This window comes from Burkholderia sp. SIMBA_062, assembly GCF_046534765.1.
GTDB classification, from domain to species: domain Bacteria; phylum Pseudomonadota; class Gammaproteobacteria; order Burkholderiales; family Burkholderiaceae; genus Burkholderia; species Burkholderia ambifaria.
In genome coordinates, this window is record NZ_JAWRYD010000023.1 from 32468 (window position 1) to 50552 (window position 18085).

An 18085-nucleotide genomic window follows, 5' to 3' on the forward strand; every position below is an offset into this window, starting at 1 on the left:
CGATCCTGTTGTGCCGCTCGCCGGTTGGGTTTCGTATCGACCGTGGTGGCGAAGCGTCGGTGCATGGAACCCAGTCTACGTCCGCGGCCGCGACCGATGGTGCGCGTAGAACGCTTTCTCGAAACAAAAATTCCTTTTTAAAAACAGCCATTTATTTTGTCCGTTTTGTATTGCGGAACGATTTTTGGCATCGCGAAACAGCGAATTTGTGCCGTGCACCACGAATTTTTATAACGCAGTGACTTGTTCCGCATCGTGAAAAATCGAGGGAGTCCATGCATCGAAGGTGTAAGGCGTGACGCTGGCGGGATGAACCGGAGGGACGAATTGCCCTCGATTGGGAGCGCATACGGGCAGCGAAGGCCGTCTAGAGGGCCGCCGGCGTGAAAGCGGTAGGGCGTTGCGGCGTCGACCGATGATCGAAAACGCCGCACGAACGGCGTCCGGGCCCTTAGGCCCAACCGCCCACTGCGGCGTATCGCCGCTCGCGCTGTGCTGCGGTGCTTCGGCCGCGACCCGCGGTTATGATGACGCGGGCTTCAGGTTTCGCGTCGCGCATGGGCGCTTTGCGCACCGGCCGGCGCGGGTGTCGCGACGGCCGCGCGACGCAGCATGAATAACGAGGAACGATTGATGATACGGAGAACCTTCCTGTCGCATGCCATCGGCGTGGCGGCCGCATCGCTGTTTGCGCGCACCGCGTGGGCGCAGCATGCCGCACATGCGGGCATGGCCGGCATGGATCAGATGGACGACATGCCCGGCATGTCAGGGATGACGGGCCACATGCAGCACGCGAAGCCGGCGCCGGCCGCGCTCGCGGCGGCCGATGCGCTGCCAGCCGGCGCGCCGCTCGCGTCGCTGCGCACGCTCGCGAACGAAAGCCGTGAGCCCGGCACGTTCCGCGCGACGCTGGTCGCGCAGCCGGTCGCGCGTCCGCTTCTGCACGGCGCGCGCCCGACGACGTTCTGGCAGTTCGGCACGGGCACGCAGGGGCCGGTGGTCGGTCCGTTGATCGACGTACGCGAGGGCGATACGGTCGAAATCCGCTTCGTGAACAAGCTGCCGCAACCGTCGACGATCCACTGGCATGGCCTGCCGGTGCCGCCCGACCAGGACGGCAACCCGTCCGACCCGGTCGCGCCGGGTGCGTCGCACGTGTACCGCTTCACGCTGCCGAAGGGCAGTGCCGGCACCTACTGGTATCACCCGCATCCGCACATGATGACCGCCGAGCAGGTGTTCCGCGGGCTGGCCGGCCCGTTCGTCGTGCGCGCCGCCGACGATCCGCTCGCCGGCTGGCCCGAGCGCAACCTGTTCGTGTCCGACCTGAAGCTTGCGCGCGACGGCACGATTGCGCCGAACGACATGATGGACTGGATGAACGGCCGCGAAGGCCAGTTCGTGCTCGTCAACGGTGCGCGCCGGCCGCGGATCGACGTCGCGAGTGACGAGCGCTGGCGCGTGTGGAACGCGTGCAGCGCGCGCTACCTGCGCGTGGCGTTCGACGACGGCCGCGCGTTCGAGCATGCCGGCACGGACGGCGGGCTCTTCGATGCGCCGCGCCGCGTGACGTCGCTGCTGCTCGCGCCGGGGGAGCGTGCCGAACTGCTGGTGCGTGCGGGCGAGCGCGCGTCACGCGCCGTGCTGCAGGCGGCCGAATACGACCGCCGCAAGATGGCGATGTCGCACGACGACGGCCACGGCAGCCTGCCGCCCGATCCGGCGCTGCCGCTGGCCGACGTCGCGTTCGCACCCGCCGCCGCCCGTGCGCTGCCGGCGACGCTGCGCGCGGTGCCGGCGCTCGGCGAGCCGGTCGCGCACAAGGAAGTCGCGTTCGGCGAAGAGATGGACATGGACGCGATGATGAACGGCCCGATGCATGGCCGCCCGGCGGGGATGCGCTTCACGATCAACGGCGCGGCCTATGCACCGCATCGCGTGACGTTGACGAGCCGCCGCGGCGACGTCGAGCGCTGGACGATCCGCAATGCCACCGACATGGATCACCCGTTCCATTTGCACGGCACGCAATTCCAGGTGATCGAGCGCGCATCGGACGGCACGCGCACGAACGAACCATTCCGCGCGTGGCGCGATACCGTGAACGTGCGCAGCGGCGAGACGGTGACGATCCTCGTCACGCAAGACCTGCCCGGCGAGCGCATGTTTCACTGCCATATTCTCGAACACGAGGATCTCGGCATGATGGGCACGCTGAAGGTCGTGTAACGAGATCGATTATGTTTCACACGTATGACGGTGTTCGATCTGCGTGTGCGACAAGACAATATGTGTTCAATAATCGGGATTGAACGCAAAGGCCGGCCAATCGAATTAACGAATGGCCGGCCTGAAAAAAAGAAACCCGGCGCAATGCCGGGTTTCTTCGTCCAATATCCGGTGCCTTACGCGGCCTGGATGTTCGACGCTTGCTTGCCCTTCGGGCCTTGAACGACCTCGAAGCTCACCTTCTGGCCTTCCTTCAGGGTCTTGAAGCCCTGCATGTTGATGGCCGAGAAGTGCGCAAACAGATCCTCACCGCCCTCGTCGGGGGTGATGAAACCGAAGCCCTTCGCGTCGTTGAACCACTTAACGATACCAGTTGCCATTTTCCTACTTCCCCTGTCACACAGTCGCTGCTACTTACCACGAGCACGCTCGAAAAGCTAAACGACCGGAAAATACAGCCGTTCCCCCCTCACAAGCTCACCTTCGGCCTCTTTCATTTCGCCAACCGGCAAATTGAAAAAAGTGCCAGCTTGATTGTTGGCGCTCTTTATTTGAGTGTCAAGCAGAATTTTTAGACGGTTAGAGGGCCGTTGTAAAGAACCCATTTTCAGGGTTTTTCCGGCTTTGCTTCGCAGCATGCCGCCGAGCGCGCGGACTTGAAAAGTCGCATAATCGGCTCATATACCAGGCTCGAGTGACACGCGATCGAGTCGTCCCGGCTTGTGGGATACTGGATGCGGATGCGACGGTCCGGGGCAGTCTCCCCTGACGGTCGTGTTCCGCGCCACGCGTGAAAGCCGGCACCGCAGCCGGCTTTCGTATGGTGCGAAGACGATCGCGTGTCGTCGGGAACCAGGGAGGGCGCCGGCCGGTCGGTCGGGTAATGGCAGGATTGCGGGCCTGTCCGAGTTGTTTAGAATGGGTGTATGGCGATTATCCCGGACAAGCAGGACAGCACCGTCCTGGAACGCAAGCAGCAGAAGCTCAAGCCGCCTTCGATGTACAAGGTGGTGCTGCTGAACGACGACTTCACGCCGATGGAGTTCGTCGTGATGGTCGTACAGGAGTATTTCAAGAAGGATCGCGAGACGGCCACGCAGATCATGCTGAAGGTCCATCGTGAAGGGCGAGGGGTATGTGGGGTCTATACGCGGGACATCGCGTCGACCAAGGTTGAGCAAGTCGTTACCCATGCGCGGCAGGCCGGGCATCCGCTGCAGTGCGTGATGGAGGAAGCATGATTGCCCAGGAATTGGAAGTCAGCCTGCACATGGCGTTCATGGAAGCACGCCAGGCGCGCCATGAGTTCATCACGGTCGAGCATCTGCTGCTGGCCCTGCTGGATAATCCGACGGCAGCCGAGGTGTTGCGCGCGTGTGCGGCCAACATCGAGGACTTGCGTCAGAACCTGCGCAATTTCATCCACGACAACACACCGACCGTTCCGGGTACCGACGATGTCGATACCCAGCCGACGCTCGGTTTCCAGCGCGTGATCCAGCGCGCGATCATGCACGTCCAGTCGACGTCGAACGGCAAGAAGGAAGTCACCGGCGCGAACGTGCTGGTCGCGATCTTCGGCGAGAAGGATTCGCACGCCGTTTATTACCTGCAGCAGCAGGGCGTCACGCGCCTGGACGTCGTGAACTTCATTTCGCACGGCATCGCGAAGACGAACGGCGGCGAAGCCGCGAAGTCGACCGACGCGAACGCGGAAAGCGAAGACGCGAACGCGCAGAAGGAAACGCCGCTCGCGCAGTTCACGCAGAACCTGAACCAGATGGCGAAGGACGGCCGCATCGATCCGCTGATCGGCCGCGAGCCGGAGGTCGAGCGCGTCGTGCAGGTACTGTGCCGCCGCCGCAAGAACAATCCGCTGCTCGTGGGCGAAGCGGGTGTCGGCAAGACCGCGATCGCGGAAGGGCTCGCCTATCGCATCACGCGCGGCGAAGTGCCGGACATCCTCGCGAACGCGCAGGTGTATTCGCTCGACATGGGCGCGCTCCTCGCGGGCACCAAGTATCGCGGCGACTTCGAGCAGCGTCTGAAGACGGTGCTGAAGGAGCTGAAGGAGCGTCCGCACGCGATCCTGTTCATCGACGAGATCCATACGCTGATCGGCGCGGGCGCCGCATCGGGCGGCACGCTCGACGCGTCGAACCTGCTGAAGCCGGCGCTGTCCTCGGGCACGCTCAAGTGCATCGGCGCGACCACGTTCACCGAGTATCGCGGCATCTTCGAGAAGGACGCGGCGCTGTCGCGGCGCTTCCAGAAGGTCGACGTGACGGAGCCGACCGTCGAGCAGACGGTCGCGATCCTGCGCGGGCTGAAGTCGCGCTTCGAGGAGCATCACGGCGTCAAGTATTCGTCGGGCGCACTGTCGGCCGCGGCCGAACTGTCGGCGCGCTTCATCACCGACCGCCACCTGCCGGACAAGGCGATCGACGTGATCGACGAAGCGGGCGCCGCACAGCGCATCCTGCCCAAGTCGAAGCAGAAGAAGACGATTGGCAAGAGCGAGATCGAGGAAATCATCTCGAAGATCGCGCGCGTGCCGGCGCAAAGCGTGTCGCAGGACGATCGCAGCAAGCTGCAGACGCTCGATCGCGACCTGAAGAGCGTCGTGTTCGGCCAGGATCCGGCGATCGACGCGCTCGCCGCATCGATCAAGATGGCGCGCGCGGGCCTCGGCAAGATGGACAAGCCGATCGGTTCGTTCCTGTTCTCCGGCCCGACGGGCGTCGGCAAGACCGAAGTGGCGCGCCAGCTCGCGTTCACGCTCGGCATCGAGCTGATCCGCTTCGACATGTCGGAATACATGGAGCGTCACGCGGTGAGCCGCCTGATCGGCGCGCCGCCGGGCTACGTCGGGTTCGACCAGGGCGGTCTGCTGACCGAAGCCGTCACGAAGAAGCCGCATTGCGTGCTGTTGCTCGACGAAATCGAGAAGGCGCATCCGGACATCTTCAACGTGCTGCTGCAGGTGATGGACCACGGCACGCTGACGGACAACAACGGCCGCAAGGCGGATTTCCGCAACGTCATCATCATCATGACGACGAACGCGGGCGCCGAGTCGATGCAGAAGGCGACGATCGGCTTCACGACGCGCCGCGAGACGGGCGACGAGATGACCGACATCAAGCGTCTGTTCACGCCGGAGTTCCGCAACCGCCTGGATTCGATCATCAGCTTCCGCTCGCTCGATGAGGAAATCATCATGCGCGTGGTCGACAAGTTCCTGATCCAGCTCGAGGAGCAGCTGCACGAGAAGAAGGTCGACGCGTTGTTCACCGACGCGTTGCGCAAGCATCTCGCGAAGCACGGCTTCGACCCGCTGATGGGCGCGCGGCCGATGCAGCGGCTGATCCAGGACACGATCCGTCGCGCGCTGGCCGACGAACTGCTGTTCGGCAAGCTCGTCAACGGCGGGCACGTGACGGTCGACGTCGACGAAAACGACAAGGTTCAGTTGTCGTTCGACAAGCTGGCGAATCCGCCGCACAAGCCGAACGAAGAGACGGTCGAAGTCGAGTAAGCGATAATTCGTTGTTCATGCGAACGGCGCGGGAAGTTCTCCGCGCCGTTTCGTTTTATCTGGCGCCGGTGGCGCAATGGTGGGGCAGGGAGTAGCAACGCAGTGACACAACAACAACGGTCGTTCGACAACATCGTCGCGCGCGAACAAGGGTTGCGCCACGCGCTGACGTCGGGGCAGATGGCGATGATCGCGATCGGCGGCGCGATCGGCACGGGGCTGTTCCTCGGCAGCGGGTTCGCGATCGGGCTCGCGGGCCCGAGCGTGCTGGTCTCGTATGCGATCGGCGCGCTGATTGCGCTGATGCTGATGGGCGCGCTCGCGGAAATGACGGTCGCGCATCCGACGGCCGGTTCGTTCGGCGCGTACGCCGAGCATTACGTCGGCCCGCTCGCGGGCTTTCTCGTGCGCTATGCGTACTGGTTCGCGGTGGTGTTCGCGATCGGCACCGAGATCAGCGCGATCGCTGTGTTCATGAAGTACTGGTTCCCGGCCGTGCCCGGCTGGTACTGGGTGATCGGCTTCTCCGCGCTGCTGATCGCGGTGAACCTCGCGAGCGTCACGCTGTACGGGTCGGTCGAATACGCGTTTTCGTTGCTGAAAATCGCGGCGATCGTCGTGTTCATCGTGCTCGGCGCGTATCTCGTGTGGTCCGCGCCGGTGGTTTCGGGCATCGGCTTCGCGAACTACACCGCGCACGGCGGCTTCATGCCGAAAGGGCCGTGGGGCACCTGGGTCGCGGTGATCGTCGCGATCTTCAGCTACATGAGCATCGAGGCCGTCGCGATCGCGGCCGGCGAGGCGCGCGATCCGCAGCACGCGGTCACGCGTGCGTTCCGCTCGACGGTGTTCCGGCTCGTGCTGTTCTACCTGCTCACGCTGTCGCTGATGCTCGCGATCGTGCCCTGGACGCAGGCCGGCACCGACGAAAGCCCGTTCGTGAAGGTGATGGCTGCCACGCACGTGCCCTATGCGGCCGGCGTGATCAACTTCGTGCTGCTGATCGCGGCGCTGTCGGCGATGAACAGCCAGCTCTACGTGACGACGCGGATGATGTTCAGCCTGTCGCGTGCGCGGCTCGCGCCGGCGGTGTTCGGCCGGCTCGGCAACAACGGCGTGCCGCGTGCGGCGCTGTGGATCTCGACTAGCGGCGTCGCGGTCGCGGCCGTGCTGGTCGCGCTGTCGCCTGACACCGCATTTACCGTGATGATGGCGATCGCAATGTTCGGCGCGCTGTTCACGTGGCTGATGATCTTCGTCACGCACCTGCGCTTTCGCGCGCGGTATCGCGGCCCGGCGCTCGCATTCCGGATGTGGGGCCACCCGTTTGGCAGCCTGCTCGGTGCGGGCCTCGTCGGTGCGGTCCTGGTCACGACCGCGTTCACGCGCGAGTTCCGGATGACCATGGTGGTCGGCGTCGTGTTCGTCGTGCTGCTGACGCTCGCGTACGCGCTGCACTACCGGCACCAGCACGCGCGTTGACGCGTGAGCCCACGTCGCGGGCGCTAGCCTGCGCGGCGACGCGAGGCCGCTAAGGCTGCGTTAAGCCGGCGGCGATTACATTCGAACCTGTCTGCATCGCGGGCCGGCCCACGCCGGCGCGCTGCTTTCCTGTAAAAAGGGGCTCGAATGAACAAACTTCCCGAAATCACGCTCGCGTTCTGGATCATGAAGATCTGCGCGACGACGCTCGGCGAAACCGGCGGCGACCTGCTGTCGATGACGCTGAACGTCGGCTACGCGGTGAGTTCTATTCTGCTGTTCGGTTTCTTTCTCGTCACGCTCGGTGCGCAGCTCAGGACGATCGGCTATCGCCCGGCCATTTACTGGGCGGTGATCGTAGCGACGAGCACCGCGGGTACGACGATGTCCGATTTCATGGACCGCTCGCTCGGCCTCGGCTACGCGGCCGGCTCGTCGACTCTTGTCGCGATCCTGCTGGCGATTTTCGCGGTGTGGCGCCTGAGCGGCGAGTCGCTGTCGGTCGACCTGATCCGCACGCGCAAGGTCGAGCTGCTGTACTGGATCGCGATCCTGTTCTCGAACACGCTCGGCACCGCGCTGGGCGACTTCCTCGCGGACAGCTCGGGGCTGGGCTTCGGCGGCGGCGCGTTGTTGATCGGCGCGCTGCTCGCGGCGATCGTGTTCGCGCATTACTTCACGCGGATCTCCGGCGTGCTGCTGTTCTGGGCCGCGTTCGTGCTCACGCGTCCGTTCGGCGCGACGGTCGGCGACCTGCTGACGAAACCGGTCGGCAAGGGCGGGCTCGCGCTCGGCACGGTCGGCTCGTCGACAGTGCTGCTCGGTGTGCTGGCCGCGATGGTGACTTATGCGAGCATCGCGCAGGTACGCCGACGCGAACTCGCGCCCGCGCGGATCGCGCGGACGGCTGATCGGTGAGCGGAAACGGAAAAAGGAAAGGGGGCCGCGAGGCCCCTTTTCCGCATGGCGCCGTTCAGTGACGGCCGGTGCTGCCGAAGCCGCCTTCGCCGCGATCGCTTTGCGCGAAATCGTCGACGATGTTGAACTGCGCCTGCACGACCGGCACGATCACGAGCTGCGCGAGCCGCTCGAACGGGTTCAGCACGAATTCGGTCCCGCCGCGGTTCCACGTCGACACCATCAACTGGCCCTGGTAGTCGGAATCGATCAGGCCGACGAGATTGCCGAGCACGATCCCGTGCTTGTGGCCGAGCCCCGAGCGCGGCAGGATCAGCGCCGCATAGCCGGGATCCGCGAGATGAATCGCGAGGCCCGTCGGCACCAGCGTCGTTTCGCCCGGCTGCAGCGTGACGGGTGCGTCGAGGCACGCGCGCAGGTCGAGACCCGCGCTGCCCGTGGTGGCGTAGGCGGGCATGTAGTCGCGCATGCGCGCGTCGAGAATCTTCAGGTCGAGTTTCATGCGGTCGTCGAATCGGTCGGGGAGGGCCCGGCGGCGCGTGCCGCCAAGCAATGGATCAGATCAGGTGATTGTCGGGCAGGCGCTTCGCGATTTCGGCGACGAGCGCGTGCGCGAGTTCGTCTTTGGGCGCGCGCGGCAGGCGCGTAAGGCCGGCGGCCTCGAACAGCACGACTTCGTTGTCGTCGCGGCCGAACGTCAGCGGGCCAAGGTTGCCGACCAGCAGCGGCACGTTCTTGCGCTTGCGCTTCTCGTCGCCGTGCACGTCGAGATCGCCGCTTTCGGCGGCGAAGCCGACGCAGAACGGCGCATCGGGCAGCGCCGCGACCGACGCGAGGATGTCGGGGTTCTCGACGAACGCGAGCGCCGGCATCTTGCGATCGGCCGTCTTCTTCATCTTGTGCTCGGCCGGCTGGTCGACGCGCCAGTCGGCGACCGCGGCCACCGCGATGAAGATGTCGGCATCGGCGACCGCGTGCATGACCGCGTCGTACATCTGCTGCGCGGTCTGCACGTCCTGGCGGTACACGCCCCACGGCGTGTCGAGCGCGACCGGCCCCGCGACGAGATGCACGTCGGCGCCGGCCTGCTGCGCGGCGCGCGCGAGCGCGAAGCCCATCTTGCCGCTCGAGCGGTTCGTGAGGCCGCGCACCGGGTCGAGCGGCTCGAACGTCGGGCCGGCCGTGATCAGCACGCGACGATGCGCGAGCACCTTCGGCGCGAAGTGCGCGACGATGGCTTCGTAGATCGCCTCGGGTTCGAGCATGCGGCCGTCGCCGACTTCGCCGCAGGCCTGCGCGCCCGAATCGGGGCCCAGCACCGACACGCCGTCGGCGCGCAGTTGCGCGGCATTGCGTTGCGTGGCCGGGTTCTGCCACATCTGGCGGTTCATCGCGGGCACGACGAGCAGCGGACAGTCGCGCGCGACGCACAGCGTCGACAGCAGGTCGTCCGCGAATCCGTGCGCGAGCTTCGCGAGGAAATCCGTCGACGCGGGCGCGATCACGATCGCGTCGGCTTCGCGCGACAGGTCGATGTGCGCCATGTTGTTGTCGATGCGCGCGTCCCACTGGCTCGTATAGACGGGCCGGCCGGACAGCGCCTGCATCGTGACGGGCGTGATGAACTGCGCGGCGGCTTCGGTCATCACGACCTGCACGGTCGCGCCTGCCTTCGTCAGGAGCCGGGTGAGCTCGGCGATCTTGTAGCAGGCGATGCCGCCCGTCAGGCCGAGAACGAGGTGTTTTCCAGCGAGTTCTGCGTGTGCCAACTCAGGCCTCCAAGGGTCAAACGGAACGGCCGGCGCGAAGCCGGCCGTCGACACCGAGTATGCGCGCTCAGCGCGAGCCGCGCACGCGACGCAGTTCGTCGTACACCAGCAGCACCGCGCCGACCGTGATCGCCGAATCGGCGAGGTTGAATGCCGGGAAGTGCCAGCCGCCGAGGTGGAAATCGAGGAAGTCGATCACGTGGCCGTAGACCAGCCGGTCGATCACGTTGCCGAGCGCACCGCCGAGGATCAGCGCGAGCGACACGCTGAACAGCCGCTGGTGGCCGTGGCGTTTCAGCAGGAAGCAGATCACGAGCGTCGCGCCGACGCCGAGCGCGGTGAACGCCCAGCGCTGCCAGCCGCTCGCGGTCGACAGGAAGCCGAACGCGGCGCCGCGGTTGTACACCAGCACGAGGCTGAAGAACGACGTCAGCGCATGCTGCGCGCCGTACGCGAACGTTTTCAGGATCGCGATCTTCGACAACTGATCGAACAGGATCACGATCAGCGAAATGCCGAGCCAGGGCGCGAGCGCGCCGCTGGCGGGTTTCGACAGGGTTTTTGCCATAGTTAAGCCGCGCTCCGGATTTCGCCGTTTTCAAACAGGTTCGAGAAGCAGCGTCCGCACAGCGTCGGATGGTCGGCGTGCGCGCCGACGTCCTCGCGGTAGTGCCAGCAGCGTTCGCACTTCTGATACTTCGATGCCGCGACGTCGACGCTTTCCTGCGCTTCGTCGTCGACCTTCACGACCGTCGCCGCCGACGTGATCAGCACGAACTTCAGGTCGTCGCCGAGGCTCGTCAGCGCATCGTAGCGCGCGCCGCTCGCATGCACGGCCACTTCGGCCTGCAGCGACGAACCGATGCGGTTCGCGGTGCGTGCTTCCTCGAGCGCCTTCGTCACGTTGCCGCGCACGTCGCGCAGCTGCGCCCACTTCTCGATGAGTGCGGCCGCGCCGGCCACTTCCGGATACGCGTAGTACGTTTCCGTGAACACGGTGTCGCTGGCCGGCTGGAACACCTTCCACGCTTCTTCCGCGGTGAACGACAGGAACGGTGCGAGCACGCGCAGCAGCCCGTGCGTCAGGTGGTGCAGCGCGGTCTGCGCGGAGCGGCGCGCGCGCGAATCGGCCGCGCTGGTGTACAGGCGGTCCTTCAGCACGTCGAGGTAGAAGCCGCCGAGATCTTCCGAGCAGTACGTCTGCAGCTTCGCGACGACCGGGTGGAACTCGTACTTCTCGTAGTGGCCGAGCAATTCGGTTTGCAGTTGCGCGGAGAACGCGACCGCATAACGGTCGATCTCGAGCCATTCGTCGACCGGCACCGCGTGCCGCGCGAAGTCGAAGTCCGACAGGTTCGCGAGCAGGAAGCGCAGCGTGTTGCGGATGCGGCGATAGCCTTCGGTCACGCGCTTGAGGATTTCCTCGGAGATCGCAAGCTCGCCCGAATAGTCGGTCGACGCGATCCACAGGCGGATGATTTCCGCGCCGAGGCGGTTCGCGACTTCATGCGGGTCGACACCGTTGCCGAGCGACTTGCTCATCTTGCGGCCTTCGCCGTCGACCGTGAAGCCGTGCGTGAGCAGGCCCTTGTACGGCGCGCGGCCGTCGATCATCGACGCGGTCAGCAGCGACGAGTGGAACCAGCCGCGGTGCTGGTCCGAGCCTTCGAGGTACAGGTCCGCCGGGAACTGCAGCTGATCCTTGTGCGAGCCGCGCAGCACGTGCCAGTGCGTCGTGCCCGAGTCGAACCACACGTCGAGCGTGTCGCGGTTCTTTTCGTACATGTTCGCGTCGTCGCCGATCAGCTCGCGCGGATCGAGCGACTGCCACGCCTCGATGCCCGACTGCTCGACGCGCTTGGCGACTTCCTCGAGCAGCTCGAGCGTGCGCGGGTGCAGCTCGCCGGTTTCCTTGTGCACGAAGAACGCCATCGGCACGCCCCACTGGCGCTGGCGCGACAGCGTCCAGTCGGGACGGTTCGCGATCATGCTGAACAGGCGCTGCTTGCCCCACGACGGGTAGAACGCGGTTGCCTCGACGCCTTCGAGCGCCGCTTCGCGCAGCGTCTTGCCGTCGTCGCGCGGCGTCACGTCCATGCCGGCGAACCATTGCGACGTCGCGCGGTAGATGATCGGCGTCTTGTGGCGCCAGCAGTGCATGTAGCTGTGCGTGTACTTCTCGCTGCGCAGCAGCGAGCCGGCCGCGTTCAGCGCGTCGACGATCTTCGGGTTCGCGTCCCAGATCGACAGGCCGCCGAACAGCGGCAGCGATTCGATGTAGCGGCCGTCGCCCATCACCGGGTTGATGAAGTCCGAATCGGTCATCCCGTGCGCCTTGCACGACATGAAGTCTTCGATGCCGTAGGCGGGCGACGAGTGCACGACGCCGGTGCCCGTGTCGGTCGTCACGTAGTCGCCGAGGTAGACGGGCGCGGTGCGCTTGTAGCCGGGATGGGCCGACGCGAGCGGGTGGTGGAAGCGCAGGTTCGCGAGCTTCACGCCGAGCGCGGTCGCGACGACGCGGCCGGTCAGCTTGAAGTCGGCCATGCATGCGGCGACGCGTTCTTCCGCGATGATCAGCAGCCCGCGCTCGGTGTCGACCAGCGCGTAGACGATTTCCGGATGGAGGTTCAGCGCCTGGTTGGCCGGGATCGTCCATGGCGTGGTGGTCCAGATCACGATGCCGCCCTCGGCGCGCGGCAGCGCCGGCAGGCCGAACGCCTGGGCGGTCTTTTCCGGCTCCGCGAACGCGAACATCACGTCGATCGTCGGGTCGGTGCGATCCTTGTACTCGACTTCCGCCTCGGCGAGCGCCGAGCCGCAGTCGAAGCACCAGTTCACCGGCTTCAGCCCGCGGTACACGTAGCCCTTCTCGATGATCTTGCCGAGCGCGCGGATCTCTTCCGCCTCGTTGACGAAGTTCATCGTCTTGTACGGATTCGCCCAGTCGCCGAGCACGCCGAGGCGCTTGAAGCCGACCTTCTGCTTCTCGATCTGCTCGGTCGCGTACGCGCGCGCCTTGCTCATCACTTCGGCCGCCGGCAGCGACTTGCCGAACTGCTTCTCGATCTGGATCTCGATCGGCATCCCGTGGCAATCCCAGCCCGGCACGTACGGTGCGTCGAAGCCGGCCATGTTGCGCGACTTGACGACGATGTCCTTCAGGATCTTGTTGACCGCGTGACCGAGGTGGATGTCGCCGTTCGCGTACGGGGGGCCGTCGTGCAGGATGAACTTCGGGCGGCCCTTGCTGGCCGCGCGGATCTTTTCGTAGATGCCGCGCTCTTCCCATTCCTTGACCCACTGCGGCTCGCGCTTGGGCAGGTCGCCGCGCATCGGGAACGGCGTGTCGAGCAGGTTGACCGGATACTTGGCCTGCGGTTTCGAATCGGCTTTCTTGTTGCTCATGATGGGATCGCTATCTAAATCGGTGGACGCTCGTGCGTCGTGAATCGGGGATGCGCGCGGGTGGGCGGCGCGAGGGCGCGGCGCGTGGCGCCGCCGGCCGGATCAGCTAATTCGGTCGGTCGCCGACGTCGAGAAGCCGGTCGCGCGGCTGCCCGGCGCGCGGGCGCGCTCGACGAAGTACGCGCGCGCATTCGCGACGTCCAAAGCGATCGCGCGCGACAGCGCCTCGAGATCGTCGAACTTCGCCTCGTCGCGCAGCTTCTGCAGGAATTCGACGCGGATCAGCTTGCCGTATGCGTCGCCGTGCCAGTCGAGCAGGTGGACTTCGAGCAGCACGCGGCCGGAATCGTCGACGGTCGGGCGCAGCCCGAGGCTCGCGACGCCCGGCAGCGGGGCGGGGCCCAGGCCGTGCACCTGCACGACGAAGATGCCCGCGAGCGCCGGCCGCTTGTGCGCGATCGGCAGGTTCAGGGTCGGGAAGCCGAGGTCGCGGCCGAGCTTCAGCCCGTGCGCGACGTGGCCGCTGATCGCGTAGCCGTGGCCGAGCGCCTGCGCGGCCGCGTCGAGATCGCCCGCGGCGAGCGCGGCGCGCACGCCGGAGCTGGAGATGCGCATGCCGTCGCTGCCGGAGACCGTGCCCATCTGCTCGACTTCGAAACCGTACTGTTCGCCGGCCGCCTTCAGCGTGTCGAAGGTGCCCGCGCGCTTCGCGCCGTAGCAGAAATCGTCGCCGACCATCATCCAGCGCGTGTGCAGCCCCCCGACCAGCGTGCGTTCGACGAACGCCTGCGGCGACTGGCTCGCGAACGTGTGGTTGAAGTGCTCGACGACGACGCGATCGACCCCGTGCTCGCGCAGCGCTTCCAGCTTGTCGCGCAGCATCGCGATGCGCGGCGGCGCGCCGGCCGGATTGAAGAATTCGCGCGGGTGCGGCTCGAAGGTCATCACGCACACGGGCAGGCCGCGCGCGTCCGCTGCCGCGCGCACGCGCGCGAGCAGGGCCTGGTGGCCGCGATGGACACCGTCGAAGTTGCCGATCGTCAGCGCGCACGGCGCGCGGCTCTCGGCGTTGGGCAGGCCGCGGAAGACTTTCACGATAGCGGATGCAGCGTCGGGGGAATGGGCGGTGGGATGCCGCAAAGCAGAAGATTATAAACGTTCGGGCGGCCCGGCGGCCGAGAAGGAGGGAAACGCGGGGGCGAATGGTAAAATTCGCGGATGAAAAAAATCGTGATCCTGATTTCCGGTCGCGGCAGCAACATGGAGGCCATTGTCCGCGCGTGCGCGCAGGAACGCTGGCCGGCCCAGGTCGCCGCCGTGATCGCCAACCGGCCTGACGCAGCCGGCCTGGTTTTTGCCGCGTCGCACGGGGCGGCGACCGCGGTGGTCGACCACCGGTCGTTCGACGGCCGCGACAGCTTCGACGCGGCGCTCGCCGCCGAGATCGACCGCTTCGCGCCCGATCTCGTCGTGCTCGCCGGCTTCATGCGCATCCTTACGCCCGATTTCGTCAGACGATATGAAGGCCGGCTGCTGAACATCCACCCGTCGCTGCTGCCGAGCTTCAAGGGCATCCACACGCACCAGCAGGCGCTGGATGCCGGCGTCGCGCTGCACGGCGCGAGCGTGCATTTCGTGATTCCCGAACTCGACAGCGGCGCAATCGTCGCGCAGGGCGCGGTGCCCGTGCGCGCGGGCGACGACGCGGCCGCGCTCGCGCGGCGCGTGCTGACGGTCGAGCACGTGCTGTATCCGCGTGCGGTGCGCTGGTTCGTCGAGGGGCGCCTGCGCCTGGAGAACGGCCGGGCAGTGGTGGCGCCGGAAGAGGCGCGCTGGATTTTCGCGGATCAACCGCATACCGAAACGAGCGAGGGCGTATGAAGCTGCACGGATTCCTGATTGGCCAGACCGAGACCTTGCTGGCGGAGGTGCTGAAATTCACCGGCCCCGCCGACGCGACGACGAGCCGGTTCTTCCGCGCGCACCCGAAGCTGGGCCACGCCGAGCGCGGCGTGATCGCCGAGGCGGTGTTCGCGGTGCTGCGCCGGAAGATGGAGTTTTCGCACCTCGCCGAGAGCGGCACGGGCAGCCCCGCACGGCGCCTCACGCTGCTGGGCCTGATGCAGACGCTCGGCCGCAATGCGCTGAAGCCGTTCGTGTCCGACACCGAGGCCGCGTGGCTCGAGCACGTGTCGAAGATCGACCCGGCGAGCCTGCCGGTGCGCGTGCGCACGAACCTGCCGGACTGGATCTACCAGGCGCTGTCGGCCCGTTTCGATGCCGAGGAGCTCGCGCAGCTCGCCGCCGCACTGAACTATCCGGCGCCGCTCGACCTGCGCGCCAACGCGCAGAAAGCGACGCGCGACCAGGTGATCGACGCGCTGCGCGCGGAGGGCATCGACGCGGGCGAGACGCCGTTCGCGCCGCAGGGCGTGCGCGTCGTCGGCAAGCCGGCGCTCACGCGCCTGCAACTGTTCCAGGAAGGGCAGATCGAGGTGCAGGACGAGGGCAGCCAGCTGCTGTGCTCGCTGGTCGCGCCGCGCCGCGGCGAGATGATCGTCGATTTCTGCGCGGGCGCCGGCGGCAAGACGCTCGCGCTCGGCGCAATGATGCGCTCGACCGGGCGCCTTTACGCGTTCGACGTGTCGGAAAAGCGCCTGACCAAGCTCAAGCCGCGCCTCGCGCGCAGCGGGCTGTCGAACGTGAACCCGGTGCTGATCGACAGCGAGCACGATGCGAAGATCAAGCGGCTCGCCGGCAAGATCGACCGCGTGCTGGTCGACGCGCCGTGCAGCGGCCTCGGCACGCTGCGCCGCAATCCCGACCTGAAGTGGCGCCAGACGCGCACGTCGATCGAGGAGCTCGCGCCGAAGCAGGCGTCGATCCTCGCGAGCGCCGCGCGTCTCGTGAAGAAGGGCGGCCGGCTCGTGTACGCGACCTGCAGCGTGCTCCACGCGGAGAACGAAGCGATCGTCGAGCAGTTCCTGGCCGACCATCCGGAGTTCGTGCTGGTGCCCGCGCAGCAGGTGCTGGCCGATCAGCGCATCGCGATCGAAACCGGCGACTACCTGTCGCTGTGGCCGCACCGCCACGCGACCGACGGCTTCTTCGCCGCGGTGCTCGAACGGCGCGCGCAGTAACGGCGGCACGGACGGAGGATGGAGAGTCTGCAAAGCCGCCTGCTGTCGCACCGGCTGGCCTCGGTGATCCGCGATTTCCACCAGCCGGTGACGATCTGGCAGGCGGCGATCCTCGTCGGCGCACTCTGTTTCGCATGGCTGGCCGCGCGCTTCGTGCACGGCCGGATCGATGCGCGCCGCAGGGCGGCCGGACGCGCGCCCGGTGCTGGCGCGGATAGCCTGAGACGCGCGCTGTTCCCGTTGTTCGGCGGCATTTTCGTCGGCGTCGCGCAGCTCGCGTTCGAGCCGTTCATGTCGACATCGCTGCTGTCGCTCGCGCTCGTGCCGCTGTTCGGCATCGGGCTGATCTACGTGCTGTTCTTCTTCGCGCGGCGGGTGTTCGCGCGCGGCGGCCACACGCATGCGTGGCTGTCGATCGTCGAGAAGATCGTGTCGACCGTCGTGTGGGCCGCGATGGTGCTGACCGTGCTCGGCATCCAGCGCGACGTGCTTGGCTGGCTCGACAGCGTGCAGTTTCGCGTGGCCAATGCGCATCTCACGCTGCTGTCGGTGATCTCCGGCGCGCTGTGGGTGTGCGTGACGCTGATGGTTGCGATGTGGCTCGGCTCGGTGCTCGAGGATCGCCTCGCGCGCGCGAGCACGCTCGACGCGAACTTGAAGGTCGTGCTGTCGCGGGTCGGCCGCGCGCTGCTCGTGTTCGCGGCGATCCTGATCGGGCTGTCGCTCGTCGGCATCGACGTGACGGTGCTCGGCGTGTTCGGCGGCGCGTTGGGCGTCGGCCTCGGCTTCGGCCTGCAGAAGGTCGCCAGCAATTACGTGTCGGGCTTCATCATCCTGCTCGATCGCTCGCTGCGGCTCGGGGACGCGATCAGCGTCGGCGGGCTGCAGGGCGTCGTCACGCAGATCCGCACGCGCTATACGGTCGTGCGCGGCCTCGACGGCAACGAGACGCTGATCCCGAACGAGAAGCTGATCACGGACGTCGTGCAGAACCAGTCGTCGTACCTGACGCGCGGCTACGCGAAGGTCGCCGTGCAGGTCGCCTATACGAACGACGTCGAGCAGGCGCTGTCGGTGCTGGCGCAGGCCGCGAAGGGGGTGCCGCGCGTGCTCGCGGAGCCGGCGCCGGCTCCGTACCTCGTCGGCTTCGGCGCGGACGGGATCGATCTGGAGCTCGGTTTCTGGATCGAGGATGCGGCGAAGGGCACGTCGGGCGTGCGTTCGGCCGTGAACCGCAACATCTGGCGGCTGTTCGGCGAGCGCGGGATCTCGATTCCGTTCCCGCAGCGCGAAGTGCGCGTGGTCGGCCTGCCGGACGGCCTTGCCGCCACCGGCGTGGTGGTGAAGGCCGCGCCCGTGGCCGGCGTCGGTTCGGTGGACGGGCAGGCGTCGGCGGCCTAGGTGGCCTCGGACGCGGCGCGCCGGCCCGAATCGGTAAATTTGACGGCCAGAACGGGATCGTGTGGCTTTTCGGGTCCCGAGATGGACTGCCCGGATTGCGTCAACACAAGAAAATATTCATTTTTTACAAAGGCTTGGAACGGTTGAAGTAAAATTCCGGTCTATACGCGGTATGCTTTCATTTTTATGACGCTGGC

Annotated in this window: 14 protein-coding genes; 8 read left to right on the forward strand and 6 right to left on the reverse strand. The window is 66.5% G+C overall.

Annotated elements, in window-relative coordinates:
• Positions 1-633 precede the first annotated feature (633 nt).
• The gene (locus SB786_RS23630; RefSeq protein ID WP_410729606.1) at positions 634-2232 is read left to right on the forward strand and encodes a multicopper oxidase family protein; all 1599 of its coding nucleotides are present in this window, start codon (positions 634-636) and stop codon (positions 2230-2232) included.
• A 176-nt stretch (positions 2233-2408) separates the two neighbouring features.
• Here SB786_RS23630 and SB786_RS23635 read toward each other — a convergent pair whose 3' ends face one another.
• Positions 2409-2612: a cold-shock protein gene (locus SB786_RS23635; RefSeq protein ID WP_004196460.1), complete on the reverse strand. Its 204-nt coding sequence runs from the start codon at positions 2610-2612 to the stop codon at positions 2409-2411.
• Positions 2613-3158: 546 nt separating this feature from the next.
• Here SB786_RS23635 and clpS point away from each other — a divergent pair.
• From clpS to SB786_RS23655, 4 genes are all read left to right on the forward strand, one after another.
• Positions 3159-3473: an ATP-dependent Clp protease adapter ClpS gene (gene clpS, locus SB786_RS23640; protein ID WP_006398529.1), complete on the forward strand. Its 315-nt coding sequence runs from the start codon at positions 3159-3161 to the stop codon at positions 3471-3473.
• On the forward strand, positions 3470-5770 hold the full coding sequence (gene clpA / locus SB786_RS23645) for an ATP-dependent Clp protease ATP-binding subunit ClpA (protein ID WP_011657720.1): 2301 nt from the start codon (positions 3470-3472) through the stop codon (positions 5768-5770). Before clpS ends, clpA begins: the two co-directional genes overlap by 4 nt.
• Before the next feature lie 102 nt (positions 5771-5872).
• Positions 5873-7252, forward strand: coding sequence for an amino acid permease (locus tag SB786_RS23650; RefSeq protein WP_410729607.1), 1380 nt, complete (start codon positions 5873-5875; stop codon positions 7250-7252).
• A gap of 147 nt (positions 7253-7399) precedes the next feature.
• Complete coding sequence (locus SB786_RS23655) at positions 7400-8170, forward strand: hypothetical protein (RefSeq protein ID WP_410729608.1); 771 nt, start codon at positions 7400-7402, stop codon at positions 8168-8170.
• A gap of 55 nt (positions 8171-8225) precedes the next feature.
• On the opposite strand, the gene dut is transcribed toward SB786_RS23655, so the two are convergent.
• The 5 genes from dut to SB786_RS23680 form a co-directional block, all read right to left on the reverse strand.
• Positions 8226-8672 (reverse strand): dUTP diphosphatase, encoded by a 447-nt coding sequence (gene dut / locus SB786_RS23660; protein WP_006760020.1) that lies wholly within the window; start codon positions 8670-8672, stop codon positions 8226-8228.
• A 55-nt stretch (positions 8673-8727) separates the two neighbouring features.
• A complete protein-coding gene (coaBC, locus tag SB786_RS23665; protein ID WP_410729609.1) occupies positions 8728-9939 on the reverse strand; it encodes a bifunctional phosphopantothenoylcysteine decarboxylase/phosphopantothenate--cysteine ligase CoaBC in 1212 nt (403 codons plus the stop codon).
• A gap of 67 nt (positions 9940-10006) precedes the next feature.
• A complete protein-coding gene (gene lspA, locus SB786_RS23670; RefSeq protein ID WP_006760018.1) occupies positions 10007-10507 on the reverse strand; it encodes a signal peptidase II in 501 nt (166 codons plus the stop codon).
• 2 nt (positions 10508-10509) lie between these two features.
• A complete protein-coding gene (ileS, locus tag SB786_RS23675) occupies positions 10510-13347 on the reverse strand; it encodes an isoleucine--tRNA ligase (protein WP_410729610.1) in 2838 nt (945 codons plus the stop codon).
• A gap of 102 nt (positions 13348-13449) precedes the next feature.
• Positions 13450-14442, reverse strand: a complete 993-nt coding sequence (locus tag SB786_RS23680) for a bifunctional riboflavin kinase/FAD synthetase (protein ID WP_410729611.1) — start codon at positions 14440-14442, stop codon at positions 13450-13452.
• A 123-nt stretch (positions 14443-14565) separates the two neighbouring features.
• On the opposite strand from SB786_RS23680, the gene purN reads away from it, so the two are divergent.
• The 3 genes from purN to SB786_RS23695 are packed head-to-tail and all read left to right on the forward strand — an operon-like array spanning position 14566 to position 17888.
• A complete protein-coding gene (gene purN, locus SB786_RS23685) occupies positions 14566-15228 on the forward strand; it encodes a phosphoribosylglycinamide formyltransferase (protein ID WP_410729612.1) in 663 nt (220 codons plus the stop codon).
• Positions 15225-16487 carry an RsmB/NOP family class I SAM-dependent RNA methyltransferase gene (locus SB786_RS23690; protein ID WP_006760014.1) on the forward strand — a complete coding sequence of 421 codons (1263 nt, stop codon included), beginning with the start codon at positions 15225-15227 and terminating at the stop codon, positions 16485-16487. The genes purN and SB786_RS23690 overlap by 4 nt, the downstream gene beginning before the upstream one ends.
• A gap of 18 nt (positions 16488-16505) precedes the next feature.
• Entirely contained in the window at positions 16506-17888 is a 1383-nt protein-coding gene (locus SB786_RS23695) for a mechanosensitive ion channel family protein (protein WP_410729613.1), read from the forward strand.
• The last annotated feature ends 197 nt before the right edge of the window (positions 17889-18085 follow it).

Coding starts and splice junctions, on each gene's coding strand:
- SB786_RS23630 (WP_410729606.1), top strand. CDS start 634: ATGATACGGAGAACCTTCCTGTCGCATGCCATCGGCGTGGCGGCCGCA.
- SB786_RS23635 (WP_004196460.1), bottom strand. CDS start 2,612: ATGGCAACTGGTATCGTTAAGTGGTTCAACGACGCGAAGGGCTTCGGT.
- clpS (WP_006398529.1), top strand. CDS start 3,159: ATGGCGATTATCCCGGACAAGCAGGACAGCACCGTCCTGGAACGCAAG.
- clpA (WP_011657720.1), top strand. CDS start 3,470: ATGATTGCCCAGGAATTGGAAGTCAGCCTGCACATGGCGTTCATGGAA.
- SB786_RS23655 (WP_410729608.1), top strand. CDS start 7,400: ATGAACAAACTTCCCGAAATCACGCTCGCGTTCTGGATCATGAAGATC.
- dut (WP_006760020.1), bottom strand. CDS start 8,672: ATGAAACTCGACCTGAAGATTCTCGACGCGCGCATGCGCGACTACATG.
- lspA (WP_006760018.1), bottom strand. CDS start 10,507: ATGGCAAAAACCCTGTCGAAACCCGCCAGCGGCGCGCTCGCGCCCTGG.
- ileS (WP_410729610.1), bottom strand. CDS start 13,347: ATGAGCAACAAGAAAGCCGATTCGAAACCGCAGGCCAAGTATCCGGTC.
- purN (WP_410729612.1), top strand. CDS start 14,566: ATGAAAAAAATCGTGATCCTGATTTCCGGTCGCGGCAGCAACATGGAG.
- SB786_RS23690 (WP_006760014.1), top strand. CDS start 15,225: ATGAAGCTGCACGGATTCCTGATTGGCCAGACCGAGACCTTGCTGGCG.
- SB786_RS23695 (WP_410729613.1), top strand. CDS start 16,506: ATGGAGAGTCTGCAAAGCCGCCTGCTGTCGCACCGGCTGGCCTCGGTG.